General features: G+C 73.0%; 4 protein-coding genes and 1 pseudogene. 3 read left to right on the top strand and 2 right to left on the bottom strand.

The features are described from left to right. Nucleotides 1–28 precede the first annotated feature (28 nt). Entirely contained in the window at nt 29–12514 is a 12486-nt protein-coding gene (locus OG747_RS46540) for a type I polyketide synthase (protein ID WP_405876764.1), read from the bottom strand. Between the two features lie 413 nt (nt 12515–12927). Between OG747_RS46540 and OG747_RS46535 the strand changes: the two genes are divergently transcribed. The 3 genes from OG747_RS46535 to OG747_RS46525 all read left to right on the top strand — a co-directional run bounded on the left by OG747_RS46535 (nt 12928) and on the right by OG747_RS46525 (nt 16469). Further along, nucleotides 12928–14343 (top strand): NDP-hexose 2,3-dehydratase family protein, encoded by a 1416-nt coding sequence (locus OG747_RS46535; protein ID WP_405876766.1) that lies wholly within the window; start codon nt 12928–12930, stop codon nt 14341–14343. Next, nucleotides 14340–15410 (top strand): Gfo/Idh/MocA family protein, encoded by a 1071-nt coding sequence (locus OG747_RS46530; protein ID WP_405876768.1) that lies wholly within the window; start codon nt 14340–14342, stop codon nt 15408–15410. The genes OG747_RS46535 and OG747_RS46530 overlap by 4 nt, the downstream gene beginning before the upstream one ends. A 321-nt stretch (nt 15411–15731) precedes the next feature. Further along, nucleotides 15732–16469: a VC0807 family protein gene (locus OG747_RS46525; protein ID WP_405876770.1), complete on the top strand. Its 738-nt coding sequence runs from the start codon at nt 15732–15734 to the stop codon at nt 16467–16469. 31 nt (nt 16470–16500) lie between these two features. Here OG747_RS46525 and OG747_RS46520 read toward each other — a convergent pair. Next, nucleotides 16501–17300, bottom strand: a pseudogene (locus tag OG747_RS46520) (hypothetical protein). Between the last annotated feature and the right edge of the window lie 537 nt (nt 17301–17837).

The raw sequence follows: 17837 nt of genomic DNA, 5'->3' as shown, positions 1-17837 counted from the left end.
AGAATCGGGAGCCATGACGGGGTTCCGCTCAGGAGATCCCGAGTTCCCTGTCGATCAGGTCGAACATGTCCTCGTCGGAAGCGGCGATCAGTTCCTCGTCGACGGTCGCCTCCTGCGGTTCTTCGGATGCCGCCCAGCTGTCCAGCAAGGTGCGCAGTGCTTCGGTGAGGGCCTGGCGTGCGGCGGGGTCGGACGCCTGCCGGTAGGCGGCTTCCACCTGTTCCAGGCCGGCGGGCACGTCACCGGCCCCTCCGCCCGCGGCGGGCAGCAGTTGGGCGTCCAGGTGGTCGGCGAGGGCGTTCGGCGTCGGGTGGTCGAAGACGATGGTCGCCGAGAGCCGGGTGCCGAGGACCGCGCTGAGCCGGTTGCGCAGTTCCACCGCGGTCAGGGAGTCGAAGCCCATGTCGCGGAAGGCGCGTCCCGGTTTGACGGTGTCGGACGGGCCGTGGCCCAGGACCGCGCCCACGTGGCGGCGGATCAGGTCGACGAGCCGGCGGCGGCGCTTGGGTGCGGGCAGTGCGCCGAGTTCGGCCAGCAGAGCGGCGGCCGCGGTGGCTTCGTCGTGCTGTGCCTCGGGCTGCGTGGCGCTGCGGGCGGCGAGGAGTTCCTGTACTTCGGGTACCTCGTCGATGAGCGGACGGTGTCCGTGGGCGCAGTAGGCGGGGACGAAACGGTCCCAGCGGATGTCGGCGACCACGAGCGTGGTCTCGTGCCCGGCGGCGGCCTCGCGCAGGGCGCGGACGGCGCGTTCGGGAGCCATCGCCGGGACACCGCGGCGCAGCAGCTGCTCGCCGGTCTCCTCGTCGACCATGCCGCCGCCCGCCCAGGCGCCCCAGGCGATCGAGGTGGCGGGCAGTCCCTGGGCGCGGCGCCGTTCGGCGAGGGCGTCGAGGTGGGCGTTGGCGGCGGCGTACGGGGCCTGTCCTCCGTTGCCCCAGACGCCGGCGCCGGAGGAGAAGAGGACGAAGGCGTCCAGCGGGTGTCCGGCCAGCAGCTCCTCCAGGTTCTGCGCGCCGACTACCTTGGCGTGCATCACGCCGGCGGTGTCGTCGAGGGTGAGCTCGCCCAGCGGGCGTGCCGCCTCGACGGCGCCCGCCGTGTGGACGACCGCGGTGAGCGGGAGCTCCTCGGGTACGGCGTCGAGCAGTGCGCAGAGCGCGTCGCGGTCGGCGATGTCGCAGGCGGCGAGGGTCACGCGGCAGCCTAGGGCGGTGAGTTCGTCGCACAGTCCGGCGGCGCCGGGGGCGTCGGGGCCGCGCCTGCTGGTCAGGATCAGGTGCTCGGCCCCGTCCTGTGCCAGGGACCGCGCGACGTGCGAGCCGAGGGCTCCTGTGCCGCCGGTGACCAGGACGGTGCCGCGGGGGCGCCAGGCGTCGGCGTCGGCGTCGGCGATGGCGTTGGACGCGTGGAGCGGCGTACGGATCATGCGCCGGACGCTGACGCCTCCTGCGCGCAGCGCGAACTCGGTTTCCCGGCCGCCGTCTTCCGGGGCCGCTTGGGCGAGCAGGGCAGGGAGGCGGTGCAGTGCGGACTCGGTGTCGGCGGCGGGCAGATCGACGAGGCCGCCGCAGCGGTCGGGGTCGTCGAGGCCGATCACCCGTGCGAGTCCCCACACGGCCGCCTGCGCCGGGTCGGGAGCGCCGTCGCGTTCGCCGGTCGACACCGCACCTTGGGTGAGGCACCACAGCCGGCCGGGGACAGCGGCGTCGTCGAGCGCCTGGACGAGCGCCACCGTTGCGAGCAGCCCGTGCGAGACGCCCGCGCTCTGCTTGCTCTCCGCGTCGTTGAGGGCCAGCAGCGACAGGACGCCGGCCGGTGAGACGCCCGCGGGAAGGTCCGCGAGCAGCCGCTCGGCCAGTTCGGTGCGCTGGGCCGAGTCGGGCACGGTGAACTCGAGGGTCCGGGCACCGGCGGCGTGCAGGGCGCCGGCCGTGGCCGCGACGAGGTCGTGGTCCCGGTGCTTCTCGGGGACGGCGAGGAGCCAGGTGCCGTCCAGGGCTGCGGTGGCAGGCGTGGCGGCGGGCTTGGGCCGCCAGGTGATGCGGTAGCGCCAGCTGTCGAGTGTGGAGCGGTCCTGCCGGCCGCGGTGCCAGGACGACAGGGCCGGGACCACCTCGCCCAGCACCGACGGGTCGTTAAGGCCGAGAGTGCGGGCGAACTCTTCCAGGTCGCCGTCCTCGACGGTCTTCCAGAACCGCTCCCCCACCGGATCCACCACCCCGGCCGAGGTCTTCGGCAACTCCAGCCAGTAACGCTGCCGCTGGAAGGCATACGTCGGCAACTCCACCCGACGCGGCGCGAGGCCCTCGAACACCGGGCTCCAGTCCACGCCCACACCCCGCACCCACGCCTCACCCAACGACGTGTAGAACCGGGCCAGACCCCCCTGACCACGACGCAGCGTGCCCGTCACCAGAACGTCGGCGCCCGCTGCCTCGACGGTCTCCGCGACCGGGACCGTCAGCACCGGGTGCGGACTCATCTCCAGGAACGCGCCATGCCCGGCACTCACCAACTCCCGCACCGCGGACTCCAGCTCCACGGTCCGGCGGAGGTTGGTGTACCAGTACCCGGCATCCGTCACCGCCGACTCGACCCACTCACCCGTCACCGTCGAGAAGAACGGCACCACCGGCACCCGCGCCACCACCGGACCAAGAACCTCCAGCAGCTCGTCACGGATCGACTCCACATGCGCCGAGTGCGAGGCGTAATCCACCTCGACCCGCCGCACCCGTATCTCCCGCGTGCCCGCAAGGTCCATCAGTTCATCGAGTGCGTCCGCGTCGCCGGAGACCACCACCGACGTGGGGCCGTTCACGGCGGCGACCGACACCCGGCCGTCCCAGCCCCCGATCAGCTCCTGGACCTGCTCACGCGGAAGGGCCACCGACACCATCCCGCCACGCCCCGCCAGAGCGATGATCGCCCGGCTCCGCAACGCCACCACCCGCGCGCCGTCCGCCAGGCTCAGCGCACCGGACACCACCGCGGCGGCGATCTCACCCTGCGAGTGCCCCACCACCGCGGCCGGACGCACCCCGAACGACTCCCACAACGCCGCCAGCGACACCATCACCGCCCACAGCACCGGCTGCACCACATCCACCCGCTCGAACCCCGCAGCACCCTCCACACCCCGCACCACATCCACCAACGACCAGTCCACAAAAGCGTCCAGCGCCACCGCACACTCACCGAACCGCGCCGCGAACACCGGCGAGGAGTCCAGCAACTCCACCGCCATCCCCACCCACTGCGCCCCCTGCCCCGGAAACACGAACACCGGGGAGTCGGCATTGGCGGAGGCGGTGCCGGAGGTGACGAGCTGCGAGCCGATCAGCAGTGCCCGGTGTTCGAACTGGGAGCGGTGGTTGAGCAGGGACCAGGCCACGTCGACGGGGTGTGCGTCGGTCTCGCGCAGGTGGGACAGGAGGCGGTCGGCCTGGTTCTTGAGCGCGGCCTCCGAGCGGGCCGAGACCGTCAGGGGGACGACGGTCGCCTGTGCGGCCGGCAGGTCCGTGCGGGCGGGTTCGGCGGCGCGGGGAACGTGCTCGATGATGACGTGGGCGTTGGTGCCGCTGATGCCGAAGGACGAGACGGCCGCCGTGCGGGGGCGGTCGTACTCCTTCCAGGGCCGCGCCTGGGAGAGGATCCCGATCGCGCCGGCCGACCAGTCGACCATGGGCGTGGGCGCCTCACCGTACAGGGACCTGGGCAGGACGCCCTCGTGCATGGCCTGCACCATCTTGATGACGCCGGCCATGCCCGAGGCGGCCTGGGTGTGGCCGATGTTGGACTTCACCGAGCCCAGCCACAGGGGCCGGTCGGCGGGCCGGTCCTGGCCGTAGACCGCCAGCAGCGCCTGTGCCTCGATCGGGTCGCCCAGCTTGGTGCCGGTGCCGTGCGCCTCGATGACGTCCACGTCGGTCGTCGACAGGCCCGCGTTCGCCAGCGCGGCGCGGATCACGCGCTGCTGGGAGGGACCGTTGGGGGCGGTGAGGCCGTTGGAGGCACCGTCCTGGTTGATCGCCGTACCGCGGACCACGGCCAGCACCGGGTGGTTGTGGCGGCGCGCGTCGGAGAGCCGCTCCAGGAGCAGGACACCGACGCCCTCCGACAGGGCGAAGCCGTCGGCGTCGGCGGAGAAGGGCTTGCAGCGGCCGTCCGCCGCGAGGGCGCGCTGCCGGCTGAAGGCGATGAAGGGGCTGGGCCCGGACATCACGGCGACGGCGCCCGCCAGGGCGAGTTCACACTCGCCGGCCCGCAGGGCGCGTACGGCCATGTGGAGGGCGACGAGCGAGGAGGAGCAGGCCGTGTCGATGGTGACCGCGGGGCCTTCGAGGCCCAGGGTGTAGGCGATGCGGCCGGAGGCCACGCTGGCCGCGGCGCCGGTGGCGAGGTAGCCCTCGGTTTCCCCGGCGGCGGCGCGCAGTTGGGCGGCGTACTCCTGGTCGGTCAGGCCCACGTATACGCCGGTGCTGCTGCCGCGCAGGGTCTTCGGGGCGATGCCGGCGCGTTCCAGCGCCTCCCAGGCGGTCTCCAGCAGGAGGCGCTGCTGGGGGTCCATGGCGAGGGCCTCGCGCGGCGAGATGCCGAAGAACGCGGCGTCGAACTCGGCGGCGTCGTGCAGGAAGCCGCTCTCGCGGACATAGCTGGTCGCGGTCCGGTCGGGGTCCGGGTCGTAGAGGGCGTCGAGGTCCCAGCCGCGGTCGGCGGGGAACTCCGAGATGGCGTCGACCTCGTCGCGCACCAGCCGCCACAGGTCTTCGGGCGTGCGCGCTCCCCCGGGGTAGCGGCATCCCATCGACACGATCGCGATCGGTTCGTCGTCCGCGGCATCGCGTGCGGCGGGGACGAGCGTGGTCTCGGCGGCGGTCTGCCGGGAGCCGAAGGCCTGCTCTGCGAGGTAGTCGGCCAGGACGGTGATGCTGGGGTGGTCGAAGACGACCGTGGTGGGCAGCGGCAGACCGGTGGTACGGCCGAGGCGGTTGCGCAGTTCGACGGCGGTGAGCGAGTCGAAGCCGAGGTCCTTGAAGGCCAGTTCGGTGTCGACGGCGTCCGCGTCGGCGTGCCCGAGCACGGTGGCGACCTGTCGGCTCACCAGGTCCTTCAGGGCCGTTTGGCGCCGCGCCGAATCGAGCCCGGCGAGGTGCTGGAGCAGGGCGGGCTGCTCCTGGGACGTCGTGTCCTCGTCGTCGGCGGGCTGTGCGTCGGGCAGTTCGGCGAGCAGGGGGCTGGGGCGTACCGAGGTGAACACGCCCGCGAAGCGCGGCCAGTCGACGTCGGCGATCGCGACGAGTGTCTCGTCGTGATCCAGTGCCTGCTTGAGGCCGGTGACGGCGGTGTCCGGGTCGATGACGGGCACGCCGCGGCGGCGGAGGACGTCCTGGATGCTCTCGGCGATCATGCCGCCGCCGGCCCAGGGGCCCCAGGCGACCGAGAGGACGGGCACGCCGTCCGCGCGGCGCTGCTCGGCACGCGCGTCGAGGATGGCGTTGGCGGCGGCGTAGGCGCCGTGGTCGGCGACGCCCCATGTGCCGGAGATGGAGGAGAAGTAGACGACGGCGTCGAGGGCGGCCGGGTCGAGTGCGGCGTCGAGGTGGTCGGCGCCTTGCACCTTGCCGGACAGGGTCGAGACGAGGTCGGTGATGCCGGTGTCGGCGAGTGATCCAAGGGCGCTGATGCCCGCGGCGTGCAGGACGGTGCGGACGGGTGGCACGCCTTCCTGCTCCAGCTGCCGGATCAGTGCGGCGACGGAGTCCGGGTCCGCCATGTCGCAGGCGGCGACGGTGACCGGGGTGCCCTGCTCCTGGAGTTCCTGGCGGAGGTCGGCGATACCGGGTGTGTCGGCGCCGCGGCGTCCGGTCAGGACGAGGTGTCCGGCGCCGTTGCGGGCGAGCCAGCGTGCCATGCGGACGCCGAGGGCGCCGGTGCCGCCCGTGACGAGGACGGTGCCGCGCGGCTTGAAGGAGCGGGCTGCGGGGGCGTCGCCGTGCGGTGCCCGGACCAGCCGGCGGCCGAGCGCCTTGCCGCCCCGTACGGCGATCTGGTCCTCGGTTGCCTCGCCGGTGAGGAGGTCGGCGAGCAGGTTCAGGGTGGGTTCGCCGGCTGCCTCGGGGAGGTCGATCAGGCCGCCCCAGCGCCCCGGGTGCTCCAGGGCGGCGACCCGGCCGAGTCCCCAGACGCCTGCCTGGAGGGGGGCGGCGGGTGCCCGGTCATCCGCCGTGGCGACGGCTCCGCGGGTGACGCACCACAGCGGTGCCTCGATGCCGGCGTCGCCCAGGGCCTGGACGAGCGCGAGGCTCACGGCCAGGCCCTCAGGCACGGACGCGTGGTCGGGGTGCGGACGCTCGTCGAGGCCGGCCAGGGAGAGCACGCCGCTGACGGCAGCGGCCTCGGCCCGGAGCCGGCCGCTCAGCCGCTGACGGTCGGCATCCGCCGCAGCGACCGTCAGGACGCGTACGTCTTCCGCTCGTTGCGTGAGAACGGTGAGGGCGGCCTGGGACAGCGGGTCGTCGTCGAACGCCTCGGGGACGACGAGGAGCCAGGTGCCGTCCAGGGACGCGCCGGACGGCGTGCGGCCGGCCAGGGGCCGCCAGGTGATGCGGTAGCGCCAGCTGTCGAGTGTGGAGCGGTCCTGCCGGCCCCGGTGCCAGGACGACAGGGCCGGGACCACCTCGCCCAGCACCGACGGGTCGTTAAGGCCGAGAGTGCGGGCGAACTCTTCCAGGTCGCCGTCCTCGACGGTCTTCCAGAACCGCTCCCCCACCGGATCCACCACCCCGGCCGAGGTCTTCGGCAACTCCAGCCAGTAACGCTGCCGCTGGAAGGCATACGTCGGCAACTCCACCCGACGCGGCGTATACGGAGCGAAAGCCGGGCTCCAGTCCACGCCCACACCCCGCACCCACGCCTCACCCAACGACGTGTAGAACCGGGCCAGACCCCCCTGACCACGACGCAGCGTGCCCGTCACCAGAACGTCGGCGCCCGCTGCTTCGACGGTCTCCGCGACCGGGACCGTCAGCACCGGGTGCGGGCTCATCTCCAGGAACGCGCCATGCCCGGCACTCACCAACTCCCGCACCGCGGACTCCAGCTCCACGGTCCGGCGGAGGTTGGTGTACCAGTACCCGGCATCCGTCACCGCCGACTCGACCCACTCACCCGTCACCGTCGAGAAGAACGGCACCACCGGCACCCGCGCCACCACCGGACCAAGAACCTCCAGCAGCTCGTCACGGATCGACTCCACATGCGCCGAGTGCGAGGCGTAATCCACCTCGACCCGCCGCACCCGTATCTCCCGCGTGCCCGCAAGCTCCATCAGTTCATCCAGTGCGTCCGCGTCGCCGGAGACCACCACCGACGTGGGGCCGTTCACGGCGGCGACCGACACCCGGCCGTCCCAGCCCGCGATCAGCTCCTGGGCCTGCTCACGCGGAAGGGCCACCGACACCATCCCGCCACGCCCCGCCAGAGCGATGATCGCCCGGCTCCGCAACGCCACCACCCGCGCGCCGTCCGCCAGGCTCAGCGCACCGGACACCACCGCAGCGGCGATCTCACCCTGCGAGTGGCCCACCACCGCGGCCGGACGCACCCCGAACGACTCCCACAACGCCGCCAGCGACACCATCACCGCCCACAGCACCGGCTGCACCACATCCACCCGCTCGAACCCCGCAGCACCCTCCACACCCCGCACCACATCCACCAACGACCAGTCCACAAAAGCGTCCAGCGCCGCCGCACACTCACCGAACCGCGCCGCGAACACCGGCGAGGAGTCCAGCAACTCCACCGCCATCCCCACCCACTGCGCCCCCTGCCCCGGAAACACGAACACCGGGGAGTCGGCATGGGCGGAGGCGGTGCCGGAGACGGTCGGGTCGCCGAGTGCCTGGGTCAGGGCGGGGAGGTCGCGGGAGCCGAGGGCGAAGGCGCGGTGTTCGAAGACGGAGCGGCCGGTCAGCAGGGACCAGGCGACGTCGGTGGCGAGGGCGCCGGCGGCGGCCGGCGTGTCGGTCTGGGTCGTGGAGAGCAGTTCGCCGAGCCGGGCGGCCTGTTCCCGGAGGGCTTCGGGGGTGCGTGCCGAGAGGAGGACGGGCACGGTCACGTCGTCGGCCGGGATGCCGGCGGGTTCGGCGGGCACCGGTTCGGGCTGCTCGATGATGACGTGGGCGTTGGTGCCGCTGATGCCGAAGGAGGAGACGCCGGCGCGGCGGGGGCGGCCGAGTTCGTCCCAGGGCCGTGCCTGGGCCAGGAGTTCCACGGCGCCGGTGGACCAGTCGACGAAGGAGGTCGGTGTCTCGCCGTGCAGGGACTTGGGCAGCAGGCCTTCGCGGATGGCGAGGACCATCTTGATGATGCCGGCGACGCCGGCGGCGGCCTGGGTGTGGCCGATGTTGGCTTTGAGGGAGCCGAGCCACAACGGCCGGTCGGCGGGCCGGTCCTGGCCGTAGGTCGCCAGCAGGGCCTGTGCCTCGATCGGGTCGCCGAGCTTGGTGCCGGTGCCGTGTGCCTCGACGACGTCGACGTCCGCCGTCGTCAGGCCGGCGTTCGCCAGTGCGGCTTGGATCACGCGTTGCTGGGAGAGGCCGTTGGGGGCGGTGAGGCCGTTGGAGGCACCGTCCTGGTTGATCGCCGTACCGCGGACCACGGCCAGCACCGGGTGGTTGTGGCGGCGTGCGTCGGAGAGCCGCTCCAGGAGCAGGACACCGACGCCCTCGCCCCAGCCGGTGCCGTCCGCGCTCTCCGCGAACGGCTTGCACCGTCCGTCCGCCGCGAGTCCCCGCTGGCGGCTGAACTCCACGAACATGCCGGGGCCGGACATGACGGTGGCGCCGCCGGCGAAGGCGAGTGAGCACTCGCCGGTGCGCAGTGACTGGACGGCCATGTGGAGGGCGACGAGGGAGGAGGAGCAGGCCGTGTCGATGGTGACCGCGGGGCCTTCGAGGCCCAGGGTGTAGGCGATGCGGCCGGAGGCCACGCTGGCGGCGGTGCCGGTGAGGACATGGCCTTCGATCGCTTCGCCCGCTTCGTGCAGGCGCGGCCCGTACTCCGGGGCGGTGATGCCGAGGAAGACGCCGGTGGCGGTGGACTGCAGGCGGCGCGGGTCGAGGCCGGCGCGTTCTGCGGCTTCCCAGGCGGTCTCCAGCAGGAGTCGCTGCTGGGGGTCCATGGCGGTCGCCTCGCGCGGCGAGATGCCGAAGAACGCGGCGTCGAACTCGGCGGCGTCGTGCAGGAAGCCGCCTTCGCGGACGTAGCTGGTGCCGGGCCGGTCGGGGTCGGTGGTGAAGAGGGTGGTCATGTCCCAGCCGCGGTCGGCGGGGAACGCGCAGTGGACGTCCGCTTCGTCGCGCACCAGCTGCCACAGGTCCTCGGGCGTGCGGACTCCTCCGGGGTAGCGGCATCCCATCGACACGATCGCGATCGGTTCGTCGTCCGCGCGGTGTGTGGTCGCCGCGGCGGTGTGGGTTTGGGTGCCGTCGCGTTGCTCGTCGAGGTGGCGGGCCAGGCGGGCCGGGGAGGGGTGTTCGTAGACGGCGGTGACGGGCAGGTGCAGGCCGGTGGCCTGGCCCAGGCGCTCGCACAGTTCGACGGCGGTGACCGAGTCGAAGCCGAGGTCTTTGAAGGTGCGGGCGGGGTCGATGGCCTCGGCGCCGAAGTGGCCGAGGACGACGGCCGCGTGCTCGCGCACCAGCCGGAGGCTGTCGCCGGGGCCGGGGCCGGGGCCCGTGGGAGCCGTGGGGGTGGTGGGGGTGGTGGGCGCCGGGGGGTGCGGTGCGGGCGTGGCCGGGAGCGTGTGGGGGTGTGCGGGGGTGCCGGGGGTGGTGTCGATCCAGTGGCGGCTGCGCTGGAAGGCGTAGGTCGGCAGGTCGATGGTGCGGGGGTGGTGGCCGGTGAAGGCCGGTGTCCAGTCGACGTCGGCGCCGCGTGTCCAGAGTTCCGCGAGGGAGGTGTAGAAGCGGGCGAGCCCGCCGTCGTGGCGCCGCAGGGTTCCGGTGACGACGGCGGGCTCGCCGTGGGTGGTGGCCTCGGCGGTCTCCCTGACCGGGACGGTCAGCACGGGGTGCGGGCTGACCTCGATGAACGTGGTGTGTCCGGCGGCGGCCAGCGCCCGTACGGCGGGTTCGAGGAGTACGGGCCGGCGCAGGTTGGCGTACCAGTAGGCGGCGTCGGTCGCGGGGCCCTGGAGCCAGTCGCCGGTGACGGTGGACAGGAAGGGGATGTCGGGGGTGCGCGGGGTGATGGGGGCGAGGAGGCGCAGGACATGGTCGCGGACCGGTTCGACGTGGGCGCAGTGGGAGGCGTAGTCGACGTCGATGCGGCGGGTGCGGACGCCCTGGCGTTCGGCTTCGGCGGTCAGTTCGTCGAGGCAGGCGGTGTCGCCGGAGACGACGACCGAGGAGGGGCCGTTGACGGCGGCGACGGTGATGCGCTCGTCCCAGGGGGCGAGGAGGCGGCGTGCCGGTGCCTCGGGCAGGGCCAGGGACATCATGCCGCTGAGGCCTTTGAGGGGCAGGAGTGCCTTGCTGCGCAGGGCGACGGCCAGGGCGCCGTCCTGAAGGCTCAGTGCGCCCGCGACGCAGGCGGCGGCGATCTCGCCCTGGGAGTGTCCGACGACCGCCGCGGGCTGTACGCCGTGTGCGCGCCACAGGGCGGCCAGGGAGACCATGACGGCCCACAGGACGGGCTGGACGACTTCGGAGCGGTCCATGGCCGGTGCGTCGGCGTCGCCGCGCAGGACGGCGAAGAGCGAGAAGTCGACGTGCGGGGCGAGTGCGGCCTCGCACTGGGCGAGTTGGTCGGCGAAGGCGGGTGCGGTGGTCAGGAGCTGGGCGGCCATGCCCGCCCACTGGCTGCCCTGGCCGGGGAAGACGAAGACGGGCCGGTCGACGGCCGCGGGCGTGGGCGTGGGGCCGGGGGGCAGGGCGGTGGTGAGGCGGTGCAGGAGGGTGGCGGAGTCGGCGCCGGCGGCGACGGCCCGGTAGGCGAAGGGGGTGCGGGTGGTGAGCAGGGACCAGCCGACGTCCACGGGGTCGGCGTGGGCGGCGGGGTGGGCGGCGAGGCGTTCGGTCTGGGCGCGCAGGGCTTCGGGGCTGCGGGCGGACAGCAGCCAGGGCACCACGGGCGGTTCGGCGTGGGCGGGCCGGGCGGCGGCCGGGGTGGGCGGCGGTGCCTGTTCGAGGACGAGGTGGGCGTTGGTGCCGCCCATGCCGAAGGAGGAGACGCCGGCGAGGAGGGGCCGGGCGGGATCCGGTGCGCTCCACCGGGTGGTCTCCAGTTGGACGCGCAGGCCCAGTCCGTCGAGGTCGATGGCCGGGTTGGGGGTGGTGTGGTTGAGGCTGGGCACGAGCTGTCCGTGGGACAGGCACAGGATGACCTTGAGCAGGCCCGCGATGCCGGCCGCGCCTTCCAGGTGGCCGATGTTCGTCTTGACCGAGCCGACGGCCAGCGGGGTGCTGCGGGCGGGGTCGGTGCCGAGGGCGGCGCCGAGGGCGGCGGCCTCGACGGGGTCGCCGACGCGGGTGCCGGTGCCGTGGAGTTCGACGTAGTCGATGCCGGCCGGGGCGACGCCGGCGCGGGCGCAGGCGCTGCGCAGGACGGCTTCCTGGGCGGCGGCGTCGGGGGTGGTGAGGGTGGCGCCGGTGCCGTCGTTGTTGACGGCTCCGCCGCGGATGACGGCGTGGATGCGGTCGCCGTCGGCCAGGGCCCGGGAGAGGGGTTTGAGGACGACGAGGCCGGCGCCCTCGCCGCGGACGAATCCGTTGGCGCGGGCGTCGAAGGTGTGGCACAGGCCGTCGGGGCTGAGTCCGCCGAACTCGGCGAGGGCCTGGGTGCTGCCGGGGACGAGGTTGAGGTGGACGCCGCCGGCGAGGGCGAGTTCGCAGTCGCCGGCGCGCAGGCTGTCGCAGGCGAGCTGGACGGCGACGAGGGAGGAGGACTGGGCGCTGTCGACGGTGAGGCTGGGGCCGCCGACGCCCAGGGCGTAGGAGAGGCGGTTCGCGATGAGGCCGCGGTTGAGTCCGGTGAGGGTGTGGTGGCCCACGCCCTCGGTGCCCTGCCGGTGGACGAGTTCGGCGTAGTCGCTGACGTCGGCGCCGACGAAGACGCCGGTGGCGCGCGGTGCCCGGGCCGCGTCGCATCCGGCGTTCTCCAGTGCCTCCCAGCCCAGTTCGAGGATGAGCCTGGCCTGCGGGTCCATGGCCTCGGCCTCGCGGGGCGAGATGCCGAAGAAGGCCGCGTCGAAGTCGCCGGGGGTGTCGATGAACCCGCCGCGGTAGGGGACGGTGGTGCCCCGGCCGGTGGTGAGGGTGTCGTCGTGGGGTGCGCCGGTACGACGGTCCGGGGGGGTGTCGGTGATGGCGCTGCGGCCCTGGGCGATCAGGTTCCAGTAGGCGTCCGGGTCAGGGGCTCCGGGCAGCCGGCACGCAAGGCCGACCACAGCCACGGGCTCGTGGGCCGAAGTGGTGGTGCGGGCGTCCGCGGGTACCGGCTCGTTCATGGATGGCACTCCAAACACCAGGGCGACAGGGTCGGGGGCAGCCCTCACGGTTGCACGGCCTCAGGCGCGCTCAGCGCTCCTGCCAGGTGCTCTAGGGGAACTCCTAAGCGGTGCCCGCACGCCGGGACAAAGGCGCCCGCGGGCCCTGGGCCTGCCCCATAGCGAGGAGGGCGGGGGCCGGGCAAGAGGAGCAACTCTAGGCGTATGCCCGAACTTGGCACGGCACGCTCGAGGGGCGGCAGCCGACTGCCGCGAGGTCTGCCCCGTGTGTCCACCAGCGTCGTGCGCGCGGGTCTGCCGATGTGCTCCTGGACAGATGTGTTCATGGACAGATGCGTTCGTGGACAGATGCGTTCGTGATCGTGGACAGATGTGTTCGTGGATGTGTTCCTGAAGGAGAAGAGGCGGATTCCATGACCGCGACAAGCCTGGTGCTGCCGGCACGCAACGCGGGCTCTGGCATCGTGTCCCGGCTGGCGGCGTCAGCGGCGGCGGTCGAGGGCGGGGTGATGAGCAACGCGGAGTTCTCCGCCTGGCTCGACGAGCGCCGGCACGAGCAGCGCCAGCAGGTCGAGCGGGTGCCGTTCGCGGCGCTGCGCGGCTGGCGCTTCGAAGCCCGCACCGGCGACCTGCGCCACGACAGCGGGCGGTTCTTCTCGGTGCACGGGCTGGCGGTGCGCTCGGACTTCGGGCCGGTACGGACGTGGGCGCAGCCGATCATCCACCAGCCGGAGATCGGCATCCTCGGCATCGCGCTGCGGGACTTCGACGGCGTGCCGCACCTGCTGATGCAGGCGAAGTCGGAGCCGGGCAACGTCAACGGCGTGCAGCTGTCGCCGACGGTGCAGGCGACGAAGAGCAACTACATGCGGGTGCACGGCGGTTCGGCGGTGCCCTACCTGGACTTCTTCCGCAGGCCCGAGCCGGGCCGGGTCGTGGCGGACGTCCTGCAGTCGGAGCAGGGGTCGTGGTTCCTGCACAAACGCAACCGGAACATGATCGTGGAGGTGGGCCCTCAGGCGGAGGCCGGCGAGGACTTCGCCTGGCTGACACTGGGGCAGGTCAACCTGCTGCTGGGCCACGACAACCTGGTGAACATGGACGCCCGGACGGTCCTGTCGTGCCTGCCGGAGTGGCGCTGCAGCACCCCGCAGACGAGCGGAGAGACGGGCAAAGCGGCGGGCGGGGACGCCGGGCGGGCGCCGCGCACGGACCGGGAGATCCGCGCCTGGCTCACCCGGCGGCGGGCCGAGCACGAGGTCAGTGCCACCCCGCTGCCGCTGGCCAGGACGGAGGGCTGGCTGCGTACGCCGGAGGCGGTGACGCACCGCAGGGGCCTGTACTTCGACATCGTCGCGGTGGACGTGTCCTCGCACCGGCGTGAGGTGCCCGCCTGGTCGCAGCCGCTGCTTCAGCCGCACGGCATGGGCATCGCGGCGCTGTTCGTGAAACAGGTCGACGGGGAGCTGCACGCCCTGCTGCGCTCACGCGCCGAGCCGGGCTTCCTGGACGTGGTGGAACTGGGCCCGACGGTGCAGTGCGTGCCGCGGAACTACGCGCATCTGCCCGAGCCGGACCACCCGCCCTATCTCGCCGAAGTGCTGGCACGCCGCGGCGAGGCCCGCTACGACGTGGTGCTGTCGGAGGAGGGCGGCCGGTTCAGGCACGCACAGAGCCACTACATGATCATCGAGACGGACGGTGACTTTCCCGCCGTCTCGGACGAGTTCCGCTGGGTGACACCCCGTCAGCTGGATGAACTGCTGTGCTACAGCCACCACGTGAACGTGCAGGCCAGGACACTGGTCGCGGCACTGAGGACGCTTTGAGCGCCGCCGGGAGCCGGCCGTTGCGGCTGGGCGCGCTGGGGACGTCGTCCATCGCGCGGCGCCGTGTGCTGCCCACGGCGGTGGCCGCCGAGGAGGTGGAGCTCGTCGCCGTCGCGGGCCGCTCGGCGAGCAAGACGGCCCATTTCGCCCAGCAGTTCGGCTGCGCGGCCCAGGCGGACTTCGCATCGCTGCTGGAGCGCGAGGACGTGGAGGCGGTGTACATCTCCACGCCGACCGCGCTGCACCACACCTGGGCGGCGCGGGCCCTGCGGGCGGGCAAGCACGTACTGGTGGAGAAGCCGGTCGGGGTGAACGCCCGCGAGGCGCGCGAGCTGGCGGCGCTGGCGCAGGAGCGGGGGCTGGTGCTCCGGGAGAACTTCATGTTCCTGCACCATCCGCAGCACGCCTTCGCCGCGGACCTGGTGGAGCGGGGACGGCTGGGCCGGCTCAGCACGATGCAGGCCGCGTTCTGCATTCCGCCGCTGCCCGCCGACGACATCCGCTACACGCCCGGCATGGGCGGCGGAGCACTGCTGGACGTCGGGGTGTATCCGCTGCGCGCCGCCCAGCTGCTCCTGGGAACGGGACTGCGGGTGGCCGGGGCCGTGCTGCGCACCCGCGCCCTGGACGGGCTGGACCTGTCGGGCCAGGCGCTGCTGGTCTCGCCGTCCGGTGTCCTCGCGGACGTGACGTTCGGCTTCGAGCACGCGTACGCCTCGGCGTACACGCTGTGGGGCGACACCGCACGCCTGTCGGTGACGCGCGCCTTCACCCCGCCGCCCGCGCACCAGCCCGTGCTCGTGCTGGAAGAACAGGACCACGAGGAGCGGTTCACGCTGCCGCCCGCCGACCAGCTGCGCACCTGCCTCGCCGAGTTCGCCGCCGCGGTGCGGCGCGGCGGCGCGGGCAGCAGCGCCGAAGAGGCCGAAAAGCGCCGCTCCGCGGTGGCGGCCATGGACCTGGTCGACATGATTGACAAACTGGCCGTGCGCGTACCCGTCGACGATGACCGCCAAGACAGCAGAACAGAACAGCACCGGCACGTTCCCTCTTCTCCCGGCCGATGACGTCCCTGCGGCGTGACGGTCCGAAGACACCGCCCCCGCATCCGGCAGGAAAAGGGAAGACACCGAAAGGAGCGTGCCGTTCTTGAAACCGCCTCGCCGAGCTGCTCCAACAGGGCCGGCGCGCGGGCGGCTTTCCCCCCTCCCGGCTCCGCCGCCGGGGCGGCCGGCACCCGTCCGCGGCCCCGCCCGGCCGGCGCCGCACCGGACCCCCACGGGGTACGCGGGCCCGGGCGGACACCTTCGGCCCCCGCACGCAGACCAGCGCACCGACCCGGGTCCACCGGCCGGCACGGACACCGGCCGCACGCTAGGAGTGTCCTCATGACTCCCCCCACCTCCCCCGCCTCCCCCTCCGCTTCTGCTGCCGCCTCCGCTGCCGCTTCCGGCGCCCCGGTGCCCCCGACAGCCGGGGGCGGGGACGAGGCCCCCGCACCGCCGAAGGCCCCGCGCCCGTCATGGGGCCTCGTCATCACCGTGGCCTGCGACATCGTCCTGCCGGTCGGCCTCTACTACGTGCTGCGCGCCGCCGGCTCCGGCGAGATCACCTCGCTGCTGGTCAGCGGATCCGCACCCGCCCTGCACTCGCTGTACTCGGCCGCCCGCCACCGCAAGCTCGATGCCATCGGCGTCTTCACCGTCGTACTGCTCGTCGTCAGCGCCGTCGCCTCGCTGCTGACCGCGAGCCCGCGCGTCGTACTCGCACGCAACAGCCTGTTCACCGCCCTCGCCGGCGTGTGGCTGCTGGTCACCCTCTTCACGGCCAGGCCGTTCACCTACCAGGCCCTCAAGGCGCTCCTCCCGGGCCGGGCCGACGCGCTGGACAACCTGTGGGAGCAGGACTTTGCGTTCCGCCGGATCTGGCGCATCCTGACCGTCGTGTGGGGCGTGGGGCTCATCGCGGACGCGCTGCTGCGCCTGGTCATGGCCTACACCCTGCCGGTCGACACCGTGCCCGCACTCGACGGAGCGCTGTACGCGGCCACGTGGATCTTCCTCCAGCTCATCACACAGGTCTCGCTGTACCGCTCGGGCACCTTCAAGAAGATCTTCCCGCGTTGACGAATCCCCTCCCTGGGAGGGGATTCCTGGCTCAGGCCGCCTCCTGGAGCGGCGCTCCAGGAGGTCTTACGCCCTCGGCACCAGCCGGGGCCGGAGCAGCCCGGAGGAGCATCACACGCGCGGAGTTCTTGTCCCTGGGGGACACCGCTTTGCACAGGGTGCAGGTACAGGTGCAGGTGCAGGTGCGTTGCGACAGCGGCAGTGCGTGCCTGGTTCTCGCTCCGCACGATCCGCAGTCCATGATGGTGTGCGCGGGATGCACCAGGCCCGACCGGTCCGCAGCAACGGCCCGGTCAGGACGGGGACGACGAACGAGGCGTACCAGTGCCCGGTGCTGTCCCGGTGCACACCCGCCGAGGAGGGCCCGGCGGGCAGTTCGCGGGACCACACCACGGCCAGGACGATCCCGCCCGCCAGGTGCAGGCGCCCGTCCTTCAGCCGGAAACCGCGCCGGGTGCAGTTCGGCGTGGGCAGCGCCTCGCGTTTCTTCTTGTGCTTCGGCATCCCGGCCCGGCGGTGCACCGCCAGCCGCTGCCCGGTGTCCTTCAGGGCCTTCGCGCGGGACGTGCCGAAGTCCCCGATGAGCTGCTGCTGCGGCACCGAGGAGCCCTCGGCCGGCCACGGCACCACCGCGCGGGCCCGGGTCAGCATCCTGTCCGGCAGGGCGGGGCCGCACTTCTCCCCGTCGGCGTGGGCCTTCCTGGAGCGGGCCACGCACTCCTTCCAGACCCACCGGCACCGGTCCCACTCCGCCGGCAGCCCCGCACGGGCCGCGGACGACACCCGCACACCCGCCCCCCTTCGGTCGCGGCCACCCCAACCAGCGAACAAAGGCACACGCGTTCGCCATTGCCCGGCTCCGCCGGCACACCGTACCGGCGCTCCGCCCCGGGCATCGGTGAAGGCACCGGTGAAGGGTCGCCGAAGGTGTCGCGAAGGTGTCGCGAGACGCCCGGGGGGAGCAGTCCGGGCAGGGTGGTGAAGACGCCGGTCACAGCGGATCCACTGGCAAAGCCAAGCCGAATACGTGCACACGCGGGCCACGGGCCACCGCCGCTTCTCCCGGTGCCCGGCGAATCGGGCGAGAGCATGTCCGGTCATCGGTGCCGCGGGCCGGACGCCGGCCGGTGATTTCCCTGTCGGGGGCTGTCCCGCCGTCTTGTCGCGAACCGTCTCGCGGACCTCAACGGGCCTTGTCCGAAAGCCGGGTGGCCCGTGCCGGCGGAAGAGCCGAGCGTGCTTGAGACCGGGTCGGGATCTCCTCGATAGGAAGTGGAAATACCGGACCGTGTCTGGCAATTTTTGACCACTTCGTTCTCGCCTTGCCGCCGCTTTGTGCATTCGGATACTTCGCCACCTGTCAGGGAA

It is taken from the genome of Streptomyces sp. NBC_01384, assembly GCF_045040035.1.
Taxonomy (GTDB): domain Bacteria; phylum Actinomycetota; class Actinomycetes; order Streptomycetales; family Streptomycetaceae; genus Streptomyces.
This window is presented reverse-complemented; position numbering and strand designations above follow the sequence as displayed.